This window comes from Paracoccus sigandri, from assembly GCF_003709565.1.
Lineage (GTDB): Bacteria > Pseudomonadota > Alphaproteobacteria > Rhodobacterales > Rhodobacteraceae > Paracoccus > Paracoccus siganidrum.
The window spans coordinates 237,489-252,484 of sequence record NZ_QNRC01000004.1 but is presented as its reverse complement, the minus strand read 5'-3'; the positions used below and the strand labels follow the sequence as shown (position 1 = coordinate 252,484).

Sequence of the window (14,996 nt, the reverse complement as noted above, 5' to 3'; positions counted from 1 at the left end):
TGGGAAAGAAGGGAGCCAGGCGCGCCATCTGCGCGTCGGTCAGCCAGAAGAGATCGCTCATGTCACCGCTCCGTTTTCGGAGGCGTGAATCACGCAGCGCAACAGAAATCAATGCATCCTGACCCTAGAGCGGTTCGTTGACAGTCGGGTGACGGTTTCGTGCAGATCGCGTGACCATCCGGACGCGGCAGGGGCGTCGCCAGCGCCTCGCGCGGCAGGACCCAGCCGCCGCGCAGGCCAAGGCGCAGGAATTCGCCGCGCCGGGGGGCGCGATGCAGCACCAGCTCGATCTCGCCACCATCTTCGGCGCCGTCGAGCAAGCCGGTGACGACATGGGCGCCGCCGCGGAAGCGGCTGTCCAGCACATGGGCGCCAAGCGCGCCGGCCGGGTCGGGCAGCAGGTCATGCGGGCGCAGGCACAGCCAGCCCGCCCCCGCCGGCGCCAGGCCCGGCACCGTCAGCACCCGGTCGCGGATGCGGATCGCGCAGGCGCCGTCCTTCGCGCCCAGCACCTTGACCGGCACCGTCCGGCCGCCGCCGACGAAGCGCGCCACCATCGGCGTGGCCGGCCGCTGCCACAGCACCTGCGGGGCGGCCAGCTGTTCCAGCCTGCCCGCATTCATCACGCCGACATGGCTGGCCACCGCCAGCGCCTCGTCCTGGTCATGGGTCACGAGGACGAAGCTGGTCCCCGAGGCGGCATGGATGCGCCGGAACTCGGCCAGCATCTGTTCGCGCAGATGCGCGTCCAGATTGGCCAGCGGCTCGTCCAGCAGGATCAGCGACGGGCGCAGGGCAAGGCTGCGGGCCAGCGCGACCCGCTGGCGCTGGCCGCCCGACAGCTGATGCGGCAGCCGCGCACCCATCCGCTCCAGCCCGACCATGCGCAGGGCCTCGGCCGCGCGGGCCTCCTGCTCGGCGCGCGGCAGGCGCTGGACGCGAAGCCCGAAGCGGACATTGCCCGCCACCGTCATGTGCGGCCACAGCGCATAGGACTGGAACACCATGCCCAGGCCGCGCGCCTCGGGCGGCACGAAGACGCCCGGCCCGGCCATCATCCGCCCGCCGATCCGGATCGTGCCGCCATCGGGCCGCTCCAGCCCCGCGACCAGGCGCAGCAGCGTGGTCTTGCCGCAGCCCGAGGGTCCCAGCAGCGCCAGAAAGGCCCCCGAGGGCACCGAGAACGAGACGCGATCGACCGCGGGTGTGCCGCCGAAGCTGCGCGAAAGCTGTGACAGATCCAGGCTGGCCATGGCGCTCCGATCCTTGCGGGGGCGGTCTATCGCCCTGCCGTGACGGTGGTGTGACAGCGCCGCGCAGGGCCCGCGCGGGGCGTGGGCCGGGCCGAAAACCCATGAAGCTGGCGCATTGGCCGAAGCCATGCCAGAGTGATGCTGCACAGCGGCATCATCCGGGCCGGGTTTGACCGAGATCATGTTCCCGGCAGCGGCGGGCCGCGAAGATGGCGCGGAACTCTGGCGATCAGGCGGCAAATCATGCGGGCGACGGCGAAACGGGGACGGAACTGGATCTTGGTCGGGATGGCGGTGGCCCTGGGCGCGGTCCTGTGGCTGGCATGGCGCGAAATGTCGACCGACAGCCTGCCTGCCGGCATCGCCTCGGGCAATGGCCGGATCGAGGCGACCGAGATCGACATCGCCGCGCTCTCGGGCGGCCGCATCGCCGAGATCCGCGCGGCCGAGGGGCAATTCGTGCGCAAGGGCGACGTGCTGGTGCAGATGGACGTGCTGCAGCTGAACGCCCAGAAGCGCCAGGCCGAGGCGCAGCTGCGCCGCGCCCGGATCGGGGTCGAGACCGCCGAAAGCCTCGTCGCCCAGGCTCAGGCGCAGCGCACCGCCGCCGAGGCCGCCGTCGAGCAGGCCCGCGCCGCCGCCGATGCCGCCACCTCGCGACTGGCGCGGACCGAAAGCCTTGCGCGCAGCAATGTCGCCTCGCAGCAGGTGCTGGACGACGCCCGCGCGACCGGGCGCGAGACGCAGGCCGGGCTGGCCTCGGCCGAGGCCGGGCTTGCGGCGGCGGAGGCCGGGATCGGCTCGGCCCGCGCGCAGGTCGTCGATGCCGAGGCGGCGGTGGATGCGGCGCAGGCGGCGATCGAGGCGGTCGAGGTGCAGATCGGCGACGCGACGCTGGCTTCGCCGCGCGACGGGCGGGTGCAATACCGCATCGCCCAGCCCGGCGAGGTGGTCGCGGCGGGCGGCCGCATCCTGAACCTGGTCGACCTGGAGGATGTCTACATGACCTTCTTCCTGCCCACCTCGCAGGCCGGCCGGGTCGAGGTCGGGGCCGAGGCACGGCTGGTCATGGATACCGCGCCGCAATATGTCATCCCGGCCCGCATCTCTTACGTCGCGGATGTGGCGCAGTTCACCCCCCGCACCGTCGAGACCGCCGAGGAGCGCGAGAAGCTGATGTTCCGGGTTCGCGCGCAGGTCGATCCCGAGTTGCTGCGCAAATACAGCGATTATGTGAAGACCGGCCTGCCCGGCATGGCCCATGTACGGATCGATCCCGACACCGAATGGCCCGAAACCCTGTCCAACCTGGTGCAATGACCGCCGCCGCCCCCGACAGCGACCCCGCCGCCCCGGTGGCCCGCCTCGAGGGCGTCGGGCTGCGCTATGGCCAGACGGCGGCGCTTGACGAGGTGACGCTGCAGCTGCCCGCCGGGCGGATGGTCGGGCTGATCGGCCCGGACGGCGTCGGCAAGTCCAGTCTGCTGTCGCTGCTGGCCGGCGCGCGGGTGATCCAGCAGGGCCGGATCGAGGTGCTGGGCGGCGACATGGGCGACGCGCGTCACCGCGCCCGGATCTGCCCGCGCATCGCCTATATGCCGCAGGGGCTGGGCCGGAACCTCTATCAGACGCTGTCGGTGGCCGAGAACCTGGATTTCTTCGGCCGGCTGTTCGGCCATGGCCCGGCCGAGCGCACCCGCCGCATCGACGCGCTGCTGGCCGCGACCGGCATGTCGCCCTTCCGCGACCGCCCCGCCGCGAAACTGTCGGGTGGCATGAAGCAGAAGCTGGGCCTGTGCTGCGCGCTGATCCACGACCCGGACCTCCTGATCCTGGACGAGCCGACCACCGGCGTCGATCCGCTGTCGCGCCGCCAGTTCTGGGACCTGATCGAGCGCATCCGCCGCGATCGCCCGGCCATGAGCGTGATCGTCGCCACCGCCTATATGGAAGAGGCCGCCCGCTTCGACTGGCTGGTGGCGATGGACGGGGGCCGGGTCCTGGCCACCGGCAGCCCCGCCGAGCTGCTGGAACGGACCGGCGCCGAGGATCTGGATGCCGCCTTCATCGCGCTGATGCCCGACAGCGAAAGCCGCGGCCACAGGGCCGTCGCGATCCCGCCCCGCGCGCCGGACGGCCACGAGATCGCCATCGAGGCCAGCCACCTGACCATGCGCTTCGGCGATTTCGCCGCCGTGGACGATGTCAGCTTCCGCATCGAGAAGGGCGAGATCTTCGGCTTCCTCGGCTCGAACGGCTGCGGCAAGACCACCACGATGAAGATGCTGACGGGGCTTCTGGAACCCAGCGAGGGCACCGCCCGGCTGTTCGGCGCCGAGATCGACCCCAGGGACATGGAGGTCCGCCGCCGGGTGGGCTTCATGTCGCAGTCCTTCTCGCTCTATTCCGAGCTGACGGTGCGGCAGAACCTGGAGCTGCACGCCCGGCTGTTCGGCATGGAGCCCGCGGCCATCCGCGACCGGGCGACGCGGATGATCGACCGCTTCGGCCTGCAGGGCGTGGCGGACGACCTGCCCGAGGCCCTGCCCCTCGGCATCCGCCAGCGCCTGTCGCTGGCCGTGGCGATGATCCACGGCCCCGAGATCCTGATCCTGGACGAACCGACCTCGGGCGTCGATCCGGTGGCGCGCGACGATTTCTGGGCCATCCTGGGCGAGCTGTCGCGCCAGGACGGGGTGACGATCTTCGTCTCGACCCATTTCATGAATGAGGCCGAGCTGTGCGACCGCATCAGCCTGATGCATGCCGGCCGGGTGCTGGTCAGCGACACGGCCGAGGCGATCATGCGCGCCAAGGACGCAGCCACGCTGGACGACGCCTTCGTCGCCTATCTGCAGGACGCCATCGGCGACGAGCCCGTCCCCGCCCCGCTGACGGACGCCCCCGAGACGGCGGCGCCCGCGGGCGGCTGGTTCAGCCTGCGCCGGATGTTCAGCTATTCGCGGCTGGAATCGCTGCAGCTGCGGCGCGACCCGATCCGGCTGACCCTGGCGCTGATCGGCAGCCTGATCCTGATGTTCGTGATCGGCTACGGCATCAACATGGATGTCGAGGACCTGTCCTTCGCCGCGCTGGACCGCGACCAGACCACGACCAGCCGCGACTATGTGCTGGACATCGCCGGATCGCGCTATTTCACCGAGGCGCCGCCGCTGACCGGCTATGACGACATGGACGCCCGGATGCGCGACGGCACGCTGAGCCTGGCCATCGAGATCCCGCCCGGCTTCGCCCGCGACGTGGCGCGCGGCGCCGAGGTGGAGATCGGCGCCTGGATCGACGGCGCCAACCCGACGCGGGCGGAAACCGTGCTGGGCTATGTGCAGGGGATGCATGGCGACTGGATCGCGCGCAAGGCGCGCGAGCTTCACGGCGATGCCGCGCTGAGGGGCGATTTCGACCTGGTCACGCGCTTTCGCTACAACCCCGACGTGAAAAGCATCGTCGCGATGTCGCCCGCGGTGATCCCGCTGCTTCTGCTGCTGATCCCGGCGGTGCTGACGACGCTGAGCGTGGTGCGGGAGAAAGAGCTGGGCTCGATCGTCAATTTCTACGTCACGCCGGTCACGCGGCTGGAATTCCTGCTTGGCAAGCAACTGCCCTATGTGGCGCTGGCGATGCTGAACTTCGCGCTGCTGACCGCCTTGGCGATCTTCGCCTTCCGGGTGCCCTTCACCGGCAGCCTGACCGCCTTCGCGCTGGCCGCGCTGCTCTATGTCGGGGCGACCACGGCGATGGGGCTGCTGGTCTCCAGCTTCATGCGCAGCCAAGTGGCGGCGCTGTTCGCGACCGTGCTGGTGACGATGATCCCCGGCGCGCAATATTCCGGGCTGCTGGACCCGGTCTCCTCGCTGCAGGGCGCGGGCCGCGCCATCGGCGAGATCTATCCGACGACCTGGTTCATCATCGCCTCGCGCGGGGCCTTTTCCAAGGGGTTGGGCTTCCAGGATTTCGGCACGGTCTATCTGGCGCTGGCCGCCGCGACCCCGGTCATCCTGGGGCTCAGCGTGCTGCTGCTGAGGAAACAGGCGAAATGAGGCTGCGCAACATCTGGCACCTGGGCGTCAAGGAGCTGCGCGGACTGTGGCGCGACCCGGCGATGCTGCTGTTGATCGTCTATGCCTTCTCGCTGTCGATCTATACCGAATCGAAGGCGATGCCCGAAAGCCTGTCGAACGCCGCCATCGCCATCGTGGACGAGGACCGCTCGATGCTTTCCGGGCGCATCGTCTCGGCCTTCACGCCGCCCTATTTCGGCGCGCCGCGGATGATCACGACCAGCCAGATGGACCGGCGCATGGACGAGGGGCTGGACACCTTCGCGCTGGACATCCCGCCCGATTTCGAACGCGACGTGCTGGCCGGTCGCAACCCGGCGATCCAGCTGAACGTGGACGCCACCCGCATGACCCAGGCCTTCACCGGCAGCGGCTATGTCCAGCAGATCGTCACCGCCGAGGTGGCGGAATTCGTCGCCGGCCACCGCGAGGACGCAACCCCGCCGGTCGGGCTGGCACTGCGGGCGCGCTATAACCCGGCACTGGAGGCAAGCTGGTTCGGGGCGGTCAACAGCGTCATCGACGCCATCACCATGCTGTCGATCATCCTGACCGGCGCCGCCCTGATCCGCGAGAAGGAACACGGCACGGTCGAGCATCTGCTGGTCATGCCGGTCAGCGCGGCCGAGATCATGCTGTCGAAGATCTGGTCCATGGGCCTGGTGGTGCTGCTGGCATCAGGCTTCGCGATCACGGTGGTGGTGCAGATGGCGCTGCAGGTGCCGATCGCGGGCTCGGTGCCGCTGTTCGTGGCGGCGGCGGCGCTGATGCTGTTCGCGACCACCTCGATGGGGATCTTCCTTGCGACGCTGGCCGGCACCATGCCGCAATTCGCGCTGCTCCTGATGCTGGTCCTGCTGCCGCTGCAGGTGCTGTCGGGCGGCATGACCCCGCGCGAGAGCATGCCCGAGATGATCCAGGCGATCATGTCCCTCGCGCCGAACACGCATTTCGTGATCCTGTCGCAGGGCGTCCTGTTCCGGGGCGCGGGGCTGGACGTGGTCTGGCCGCAATTCCTGGCGCTGCTGGCCACCGGCGGGGCGATGTTCTGGCTGGCGCTGCGCCAGTTCCGCCGCTTCCTGGGCTAGCGGCCATGGGCGCCCCGGCTGCGCCACAACCGCAGGCTGAACGCACGGGTTCGAAACGGATATTTGACACCGGCGCGCATCCGGGGGATGTCTCGTCAACCGGACGAGGACAGATCAGCCGATGGCGCCACAGGATCCCAGTCAGGCCAGTCTGATGGCCGAGCAGCGCGACGGCGCGCTGGTCCTGACCGGCGATCTGGTGGTCTGGACGCTGGCGCAGCTGCCGGGCGGCCGGGCCGGGCGCATCGACGCGGCCGGGCTGGGGCGGCTGGACACCGCCGGGGCGTGGTTCCTGATCGGCCAGCGCGAGGCCGGGGCCGAGATCGCCGGCCTGTCGGAGCGCCACAGCCAGCTGCTGGACAGCGTGGCCAGGGCCATGGCCAGCCCTGATCCCGCCCCCGCCCCCCTGCCCGGCTGGCGCCGCCTGCTGGAGGATGTCGGCCGCCGCGTCGTCTCGGGGCTGATCTTCTTTCGCGAGCTGGCCGAATATCTGGGCCGCTTCATCGCCGCGCTTCTGCGGGCGATCCGCCATCCCGCCGATTTCCGCCTGACCTCGCTGGTCCATCACTGCCAGGAAACCGGGCTGCGCGCGGTGCCCATCGTCGCCATCATGTCCTTCCTGATCGGGGTGGTGCTGGCCTTCCAGGGCTCGACCCAGCTGCGCCAGTTCGGGGCCGAGGTCTTCGTCGTCGACCTGATCGCGATTTCCGTCCTGCGCGAGCTGGGCATCCTGCTGACCGCGATCATCGTGGCGGGGCGCACCGCCTCGGCGCTGACCGCCTCGATCGGCTCGATGAAGATGCGCGAGGAGATCGACGCCATGCGCACGCTGGGGATGGACCCGGACATGGTGCTGATCCTACCGCGCGTGCTGGCGCTGATCGTGACGCTGCCGATCCTGGGGCTGGTCTCGGACGTGACCGGGCTGCTGGGCGGGGCGATCATGTCCTGGATCGAGCTGGGCATATCGCCCTCGATGTTCCTGGCGCGGCTGGGCGACATCGCGGTCGGACATGCCGTCGTCGGGCTGGTCAAGGCGCCGGTCTTCGCGCTGATCATCGGGGTGATCGGCTGCCATGCCGGCATGAAGGTCGGCAAGGACGCGGAATCGCTGGGATCGATGACCTCGACCGCGGTGGTCAACGCGATCTTCGCGGTCATCATCGCCGATGCGCTGTTTTCCATCTTCTTCTCGGTGGTGGGACTATGAGCAGCGAGGCCGAGAACGTCATCGAGGTCCGCGGCCTGCGCACCCAGTTCGGCAGCCATGTGGTCCATGACGGGCTGGACCTGGACGTGAAGCGCGGCGAGATCCTGGGCGTGGTCGGTGGCTCGGGCACCGGCAAGTCGGTGCTTCTGCGCAGCATCGTCGGGCTGCTGAAACCGGCGGCGGGCACGATCCGCGTCTTCGGCCAGGACGTGGGCGCGCTGAGCGGCCCCGCGCGCGAGGCGGTCGAACGCCGCTGGGGCGTGATGTTCCAGGACGGGGCGCTGTTTTCCTCGCTGACCGTGCGCGAGAATGTCGAGGTGCCGCTACGCGCCGTCCCCGGCCTCGGCGATCAGCAGCGCCAGGGCCTGGCGGAACTGAAGGTGGCGATGGCCGGGCTGCCCTGGAACGCCAATGCGAAATTCCCCTCGGACCTGTCGGGGGGGATGCGCAAGCGGGCCGGGCTGGCCCGCGCGCTGGCCCTGGATCCCGAGATCGTCTTCCTGGACGAGCCCACCGCCGGGCTGGACCCGATCGGCGCCACCGCCTTCGACCGGCTGATCGTGTCCCTGCGCGACGCGCTGAACCTGTCGGTCTTCCTGGTCACGCATGACCTGGACACGCTGCATGCCTGTTGCGACCGGATCGCGGTGCTGGCGGAAAAGAAGGTGCTGACGACGGGAACCATGTCCCAGATGTTGCAGGTCGATCACCCATGGGTGCATGAATATTTCCACGGTCCCCGCGCCCGCGCCGCGCAGGTGACGGATCGGGCGGCGGATCGGGACGAGGGATAGGACGATGGAAACCAAGGCGAATTACGCGCTGATCGGCGCCTTCACCATTGCCGGCTTCCTGGGCATCCTGGGCTTCCTGATGTGGTTCGCCAAGCTGGAGCTGGACCGGCAATTCGCCTATTACGACGTCCATTTCACCGAAGTGTCGGGCCTGGGCATCGCCTCGGAAGTGCGTTTCGCGGGGCTGACCGTGGGCACGGTGGTGGCCATGGAACTGGCCCCCGACCAGGCCGGCCCGGTGCGGGTGCGGCTGGAAGTGGCCGAGGACACGCCGATCCGCACCGATTCCCGCGCCTCGATCGAGCTTCAGGGCGTGACCGGGGTGTCGAATGTCTTCATCACCGCCGGCCGCCCAACCTCTCCGCTGCTGCGCGAACAGCCGCATGAGGGCGTGCCGGTGATCCAGTCCAGCCGCTCGGCCCTGCAGACGCTGTCGGACCAGGGCCCGCAGATCATCGAGCGGCTGAACCAGGTGGCCGAACAGCTGACCGAGCTTCTTGGCGAGCAAAATCAGCAGCGTGTCAATAATATCCTCGACAATGTCGAACGGTCCAGCGGCAATCTGGACAAGGCCATGGCCGATATCTCGGCGGCGACCGACGCCATCGGCCAGGCGGCCGAGGGCATCGCCACCTTCGGATCGAAACTGGACGCGCTCAGCCAGAACGCCGAGACCGCGCTGGACAATTTCGCCGCCGCCGCGGAAACCGCCGATACCACGCTGGCCTCGGCCACCCAGACGCTGGACGAGGTGCGCGACTATGTCTCGGGCGACCTGCGCGGGCTGACGCGGCAGTTGAACGACACCGCCGCGGGGCTGCAGGACGAGTTGGCGCAGCTTGGCGCGCGGGCGGGCGGCAGCCTGGACAACCTGGACCGGGCGCTGGAGGCCGGCACGCGGGCCTTCGACCAGGCCGAGACCATGTTCGGCACCGACCTGGGCCCGATCATCGCCGATCTGCGCGCCACGCTGGACCGGGTCAACAGGACGCTGGAAAGCGTCTCGGACGACCTGCCCCGGATCACCGGCCGGATGCGCGACGCCGCCGACGCCGCCGCCAATGCCTTCGCCTCGCTGCAGTCGGTGCTGGACAGCTCGGCCGGGCCGGTCCAGAGTTTCACCCGCGAGGCGCTGCCGCAATTCTCGCGCCTGTCGCAAGAGATGCGCGGCCTGGTCGACAACCTGGACCAGCTTGTGACCACGCTGCGCCGCAACCCCTCGCAGATCCTGTCGGGTCCGCGCACCCCTGAATTCCGCCGCTGAGGTTCCCGATGCGCCTGCCCGCCCTGCTTCTTGCCCTGACCGCCACCACCGCCCTGCCCGGCTGCGCCGCCCTGTCGCTGCTGCAGGGCGAACCCGACCGCGACGTCTTCGAGCTGCGCGGCCCCGAGGTCACGGCCCGCCAATGCGGCCGCGGCCGGATCGGCGAGCTGGTGGTGGAACTGCCCAAGACCCGCGGCACGCTGGACAGCGAACGGATCATGATCCGGCCCTCGGCGCTGCAGACGCAATACCTGCCCGACGCGGTCTGGGGCGATCCGGTCCCCGCCACGCTGCAGCGGATGCTGGTCGAGACGCTGGGGGCCTATGACAGCTTCTCGCATGTCGGCCGGGCGCCTCTTGGGGTCGCCGGGGACTATGCGCTTATCAGCGAGATCAAGGACTTCAACGCGGAACTTGCCGGAAAGGGTGCGATCGTGCGGATGACCGTCGATGCCCAGATGGTGCGCGAGATGGATGCCAGCGTCGCCTCGCGCGGCAGCTTCTCGGTCACGACCCAGGCGCCCAGCACCCGCACCGAGGACCTGATCCCGGCCTTCGATGCGGCGGGACAGCAGCTGGTCGCGCAGATGACCGACTGGGGCCTGCGCGCCGCCGGGGTCAATCCGTCCAGCTGCCGCTGAGGGGCGCGCCTCTCAGCCGTGGCTCAGCCGGATGTCGCCCGTGGCCAGCACCGGCGAGGCGTCGAAGCCATCGGCGTTCAGCATCGCCGCCACCCGCTCCAGCGAGGCGACGAGCTGCGCCTGTTCCCAGTCCTGCAACTGTTCGAAGGCGCGCACGAAGCGTTGCTGCAGGGCGTCGGGCGCAGTCTCGACCGCCCGCTGTCCGGCATCGGTGATGACCACGTCGGTCTGCCGCCGGTCGGTTTCCGACCGCAGCCGCCGCACCGCCTGCCGCAGGACCAGCTTGTCCACCAGCGCCGTCACCGTGGCCTGGCTGACCCCCATCTGCCGCGCCAGCATCTTGGGCGTCACGCCCTCGGCCCCGCCCGCCGCGACGATCTGCAGCACCCGCAGCTGCGCCGGCGTCAGCCCCGCCGCCTGCGCCAGCGACCGCTCGTAAAGCTCTGTCGCGCGCAGGATCCTGCGCAGCGCGATGAGGCTCTGATCGGTGCGGTCATTGCCGTGGCTGTCCATGCCGGCAACTATCGCACAGGGGCGCATATTGCTTCAATCGCCAAAGCATTGCCGCAAGAATGGTTAGGGATACGAAGCGATATTCGGCAGAAGATCGTAAGATACACGGGCAATTTTTGGCATTTTTCTGACAGTTGTGCGAAAAACTGCTTAGCCTGTTGAAACCATCTTGGCATCAAGCTACTTAGTCTGACGAACGAAACGACGAAAAGTGATCAGATGCGAAACGATGCCAGACCGCCCGAACCGCCCACGCCCCTGCTGCGCAAGCCGGATGCAAGAGACGGCGCCGGAATCTGGGAACTGGTCCGCGCCTGCAAGCCGCTGGACGAGAATTCGATGTATTGCAACCTGATCCAGGCCGAGCATTTCCGCGACACCTGCGTCCTGGCCGAGCTTGACGGCGAGATCGCCGGCTGGGTCTCGGGCCACATGATCCCGAACGAGGATGCCTTCTTCGTCTGGCAGGTCGCGGTCAGCCCCAGGGCGCGCGGGCTGGGACTGGGCCGCAGGATGCTGGCCCATCTGATGGGCCGCGAGGCCTGCCGGGGCGCGCGGGCGCTGAAGACCACGATCACGCCGGACAACCGCGCATCCTGGGCGCTGTTTCGCAGCTTCGCGCGCCGGATGGGCGGCACGCTGACGGACCGGCCGCATTTCACGCGCGACGCCCATTTCGGCGGACGCCACGCGACCGAGCATCTGGTGACCATCGCCCTGCCCGAACGGACCCTGCTGGCCCGCGCCGCCTGATCCAGCGCCGTCACCGGCAAACCACGACTTCCCGAAAGGACGATCCATGACCGATACCGTTTCCAACGGCACCGTTCCTGGCGGCGACATCTTTGCCCGCCGCGAAAGCGAGGCCCGCTCTTACTGCCGCGGCTTCCCCGTCACCTTCACCGCTGCCCGCGGGGCAGAGCTGACCGACGCGCAGGGCCGCCGCTATATCGACTTCCTGGCCGGCTGTTCCTCGCTGAACTACGGCCATAACGACCCGGACATGAAGGCCGCGCTGATGCGGCACCTGGACAGCGACGGCATCGCCCACGGGCTGGACCTGCATACCGGCCCGAAGGCCGCGTTCCTGCGCGCCTTCGAGACCCATATCCTGCAGCCGCGCGGCATGGATCACCGGCTGATGTTCACCGGCCCGACCGGCGCCAATGCGGTCGAGGCGGCGATGAAGATCGCCCGCAAGGCCACCGGCCGGACCAATGTCGTGGCCTTCACCAACGGCTTCCACGGCGTCACCCTGGGCGCGCTGGCCGCAACCGGCAACGGCTATCACCGGGGCGGCGCGGGCGTGGGCCTGGGCGGCGTGACCCGCCTGCCCTATGACGGCTATGCCGAGGGCGTGGACAGCGCCGATCTGCTGGAGCGGATGCTGGCCGATCCGTCCTCGGGGCTGGACGCGCCGGCGGCGATCCTTCTGGAAACCGTGCAGGGCGAGGGCGGGCTGAATGCCGCGCGCCCCGAATGGCTGCGCCGCGTGGCCGGGCTGGCCCGCGATCATGGCGCGCTGCTGATCGTCGACGACATCCAGGCCGGCTGCGGCCGGGCGGGCGGGTTCTTTTCCTTCGACGGGATGGGGATTGCGCCCGACATCGTGACCATGGCGAAATCGCTGTCGGGCTTCGGCCTGCCGATGGCACTGGTGCTGATGCGACCCGAACATGACGTGCTTGGCCCGGCCGAGCATAACGGCACCTTCCGGGGCAATACCCATGCCTTCGTCACCGCCCGCGTCGCGATCGAGAAGTTCTGGGCGGACGACCGCTTCGCCGCGCAGTTCGAGCGCAAGGCCCGGATCGTCGCCGAGGGGCTGGAGCAACTGGCCGCGCTGGTCCCCGGCGCACGGCTGAAGGGCCGCGGCATGATGCGCGGCGCCGACCTGCTGTCGGGCGATCTGGCCGGCGAGATCTGCGCCCGCGCCTTCCAGCAGGGGCTGATCGTCGAGACCTCGGGGCCGCATGGCGAGGTCGTCAAGATCCTTGCCCCCCTGACCACCCCCGACGAGATTCTGCGCGAGGGGCTGGGCATCCTGCTGGAGGCCGCCCGCACCACCCTCGACGGCAACAAGATCGCAGCGGAGTAACCGACATGATCGTTCGTGATTTCAACAGGATCGTCCAGGAAGACCGGGACCGCGTCGTCTCGGACGCGCAATGGACCAGCGTGCGGATGCTGCTGGCCGGCGACGGGATGGGATTTTCCTTCCACATCACCATCCTGGAGGCCGGCTCCGAGCATACCTTCGAATACAAGAACCATTTCGAAAGCGTCTATTGCATCGAGGGGCGCGGTAGGGTCACCGACCTCGCCACCGGCGAGACGCATCCGATCGCGCCCGGCGTCATGTATGCGCTGAACCTGCATGACCGCCACAGGCTGCGCGCGGATGAAAAGCTGGTCATGGCCTGCTGCTTCAACCCGCCCGTGACCGGCACCGAGGTGCATCGCGAGGACGGCTCCTACGCCGCCGCCGAAGAGCTGCGGGAGGCATGATGGCGCATACGGTCGAGAAGATCGGCGGCACCTCGATGTCGAAGCTGGACCTGCTGCTGGAGACGCTGTTCCTGGACGGCCGCGACGGCGCGGATCTCTATGGCCGGATCTTCGTGGTCTCGGCCTTCGGCGGGATCACCGACATGCTGCTGGAACACAAGAAGACCGGCAAGGCCGGGGTCTATGCGCATTTCGCCCGCGCCGACGGCGATCACGGCTGGCACGAGGCGCTGGACCGGGTCGGTGCCGCGATGACCGAGCGTCATGACGCGCTGCTGAGCCATGATGCCGACCGCGCCCGCGCCGCCGAATTCGTCCGCGACCGGATCCAGGGCGCGCGCAACTGCCTGATCGATCTGCAGCGGCTGTGCTCCTACGGCCATTTCCGCCTGTCGCGCCACATGCTGCAGATCCGCGAATTGCTGTCCGGCCTGGGCGAGGCGCATTCCGCGCTGGTCGCCACGCTGCTTTTGCAGCGCGCGGGCGTGAATGCGCGGCTGGTCGACCTGTCGGGCTGGCGCGACGAGGACGAAGTGACGCTGGACGAACGCATCACCCGCGCCATGCGGGGGATCGACCCGGCCACCGAGATGCCCATCGTCACCGGCTATGCGCAATGTTCCGAAGGCCTGATGCGGGAATATGACCGCGGCTATTCCGAGGTGACGTTCTCGCGCCTGGCCGCCCTGACCGGCGCGCGCGAGGCGATCATCCACAAGGAGTTCCACCTGTCCTCGGCCGATCCGAAACTGGTCGGGCAGGACGCGGTGCAGAAGCTGGGCCGCACGAATTACGACGTCGCCGACCAGCTGTCGAACATGGGCATGGAGGCGATCCATCCCAGCGCCGCCAAGACCCTGCGCCGCGCCCAGGTGCCGCTGCGCGTGACGAACGCCTTCGATCCCGGCGATCCCGGCACGCTGATCGACGACCAGCCCGCCGAACGCCCGGCGGTCGAGATCGTCACCGGCGTCGAGGTGGTCGCGCTGGAGCTGTTCGAGCAGGACATGGTCGGCGTCAAGGGCTATGACGCGGCGATCCTTCAGGTGCTGACCCGCCATGACGTGCGGATACTGTCCAAGGTCTCGAACGCGAACACGATCACCCATTACGTGGACGCCTCGCTGAAGGTCCTGCGGCGGGTCGAGAAGGACCTGGCGCAGCTCTATCCGCAGGCGCGGATCACCTCGCGGATGCTGGCCATCGCCTCGGTGATCGGGCGCGACCTGAACGGGCTGTCGGTGCTGATGCGCGGGCTTCAGGCGCTGGCCGATCGCGGCCTGGCCGCGGTGGGCGCCAGCCAGGGGCCGCGCAACGTGGATACGCAGTTCATCCTTGAACGCGAGGACCTGGCCGCCGCGATCGGCGCCCTGCACGGCGCCTTCTTCGACCGCAGAGAGGCGCTGCCCAGGGCCGCCTGACCCCGGCCCTTTTCCGAATGACGCGATGAAAGCCGCGGCCCTGCAGGGGTCGCGGCTTTCCTCTGTCCTGAACCGGAATTTCCGCTTTCCGATTCACCGATCCTTTACCCCTCGGCCTTAATCTTCCCGGTCATCACGCCCCCCGATCCGGAAAGGAATCGAATGAAAAACTGCTGACCACCGGAATATCGCTTCCGCTTTTCCGTTCTGATTCCACCAGAGCAA

The 14,996-nt window shown here is 68.9% G+C and carries 13 protein-coding genes; 11 read left to right on the top strand and 2 right to left on the bottom strand.

Annotated elements, in window-relative coordinates:
• Window positions 1–89: 89 nt before the first annotated feature.
• A complete protein-coding gene (locus C9E82_RS05410; RefSeq protein ID WP_119898663.1) occupies window positions 90–1,253 on the bottom strand; it encodes an ABC transporter ATP-binding protein in 1,164 nt (387 codons plus the stop codon).
• Window positions 1,254–1,541: 288 nt separating this feature from the next.
• Between C9E82_RS05410 and C9E82_RS05405 the strand changes: the two genes are divergently transcribed.
• The 7 genes from C9E82_RS05405 (at window position 1,542) to C9E82_RS05375 (ending at window position 10,329) form a co-directional block, all read left to right on the top strand.
• Window positions 1,542–2,573: an HlyD family secretion protein gene (locus C9E82_RS05405; RefSeq protein ID WP_221035973.1), complete on the top strand. Its 1,032-nt coding sequence runs from the start codon at window positions 1,542–1,544 to the stop codon at window positions 2,571–2,573.
• Window positions 2,570–5,311 carry a ribosome-associated ATPase/putative transporter RbbA gene (gene rbbA / locus C9E82_RS05400; RefSeq protein WP_122449209.1) on the top strand — a complete coding sequence of 914 codons (2,742 nt, stop codon included), beginning with the start codon at window positions 2,570–2,572 and terminating at the stop codon, window positions 5,309–5,311. The genes C9E82_RS05405 and rbbA overlap by 4 nt, the downstream gene beginning before the upstream one ends.
• A complete protein-coding gene (locus C9E82_RS05395; RefSeq protein ID WP_119900090.1) occupies window positions 5,308–6,420 on the top strand; it encodes an ABC transporter permease in 1,113 nt (370 codons plus the stop codon). The genes rbbA and C9E82_RS05395 overlap by 4 nt, the downstream gene beginning before the upstream one ends.
• Before the next feature lie 154 nt (window positions 6,421–6,574).
• Window positions 6,575–7,630, top strand: coding sequence for an MlaE family ABC transporter permease (locus C9E82_RS05390; RefSeq protein WP_119900088.1), 1,056 nt, complete (start codon window positions 6,575–6,577; stop codon window positions 7,628–7,630).
• A complete protein-coding gene (locus tag C9E82_RS05385; RefSeq protein ID WP_119900086.1) occupies window positions 7,627–8,424 on the top strand; it encodes an ABC transporter ATP-binding protein in 798 nt (265 codons plus the stop codon). Before C9E82_RS05390 ends, C9E82_RS05385 begins: the two co-directional genes overlap by 4 nt.
• A 4-nt stretch (window positions 8,425–8,428) precedes the next feature.
• Window positions 8,429–9,688, top strand: coding sequence for an MlaD family protein (locus tag C9E82_RS05380; protein ID WP_119900084.1), 1,260 nt, complete (start codon window positions 8,429–8,431; stop codon window positions 9,686–9,688).
• An 8-nt stretch (window positions 9,689–9,696) separates the two neighbouring features.
• Window positions 9,697–10,329 (top strand): ABC-type transport auxiliary lipoprotein family protein, encoded by a 633-nt coding sequence (locus tag C9E82_RS05375; protein WP_119900082.1) that lies wholly within the window; start codon window positions 9,697–9,699, stop codon window positions 10,327–10,329.
• 12 nt (window positions 10,330–10,341) lie between these two features.
• Here C9E82_RS05375 and C9E82_RS05370 read toward each other — a convergent pair whose 3' ends face one another.
• Complete coding sequence (locus C9E82_RS05370) at window positions 10,342–10,842, bottom strand: MarR family winged helix-turn-helix transcriptional regulator (protein WP_119900080.1); 501 nt, start codon at window positions 10,840–10,842, stop codon at window positions 10,342–10,344.
• A 219-nt stretch (window positions 10,843–11,061) separates the two neighbouring features.
• Here C9E82_RS05370 and ectA point away from each other — a divergent pair, with 219 nt between their 5' ends.
• Genes ectA through C9E82_RS05350 form a run of 4 tightly spaced genes read left to right on the top strand, consistent with a single transcriptional unit; the run spans window position 11,062 to window position 14,771 of the window.
• Entirely contained in the window at window positions 11,062–11,595 is a 534-nt protein-coding gene (gene ectA, locus C9E82_RS05365; RefSeq protein WP_119900077.1) for a diaminobutyrate acetyltransferase, read from the top strand.
• Window positions 11,596–11,641: 46 nt separating this feature from the next.
• Window positions 11,642–12,940, top strand: a complete 1,299-nt coding sequence (gene ectB, locus C9E82_RS05360) for a diaminobutyrate--2-oxoglutarate transaminase (protein ID WP_119900075.1) — start codon at window positions 11,642–11,644, stop codon at window positions 12,938–12,940.
• A 5-nt stretch (window positions 12,941–12,945) separates the two neighbouring features.
• On the top strand, window positions 12,946–13,350 hold the full coding sequence (locus C9E82_RS05355; protein WP_119900072.1) for an ectoine synthase: 405 nt from the start codon (window positions 12,946–12,948) through the stop codon (window positions 13,348–13,350).
• Window positions 13,350–14,771: an aspartate kinase gene (locus tag C9E82_RS05350; RefSeq protein ID WP_119900094.1), complete on the top strand. Its 1,422-nt coding sequence runs from the start codon at window positions 13,350–13,352 to the stop codon at window positions 14,769–14,771. Before C9E82_RS05355 ends, C9E82_RS05350 begins: the two co-directional genes overlap by 1 nt.
• Window positions 14,772–14,996: the final 225 nt, after the last annotated feature.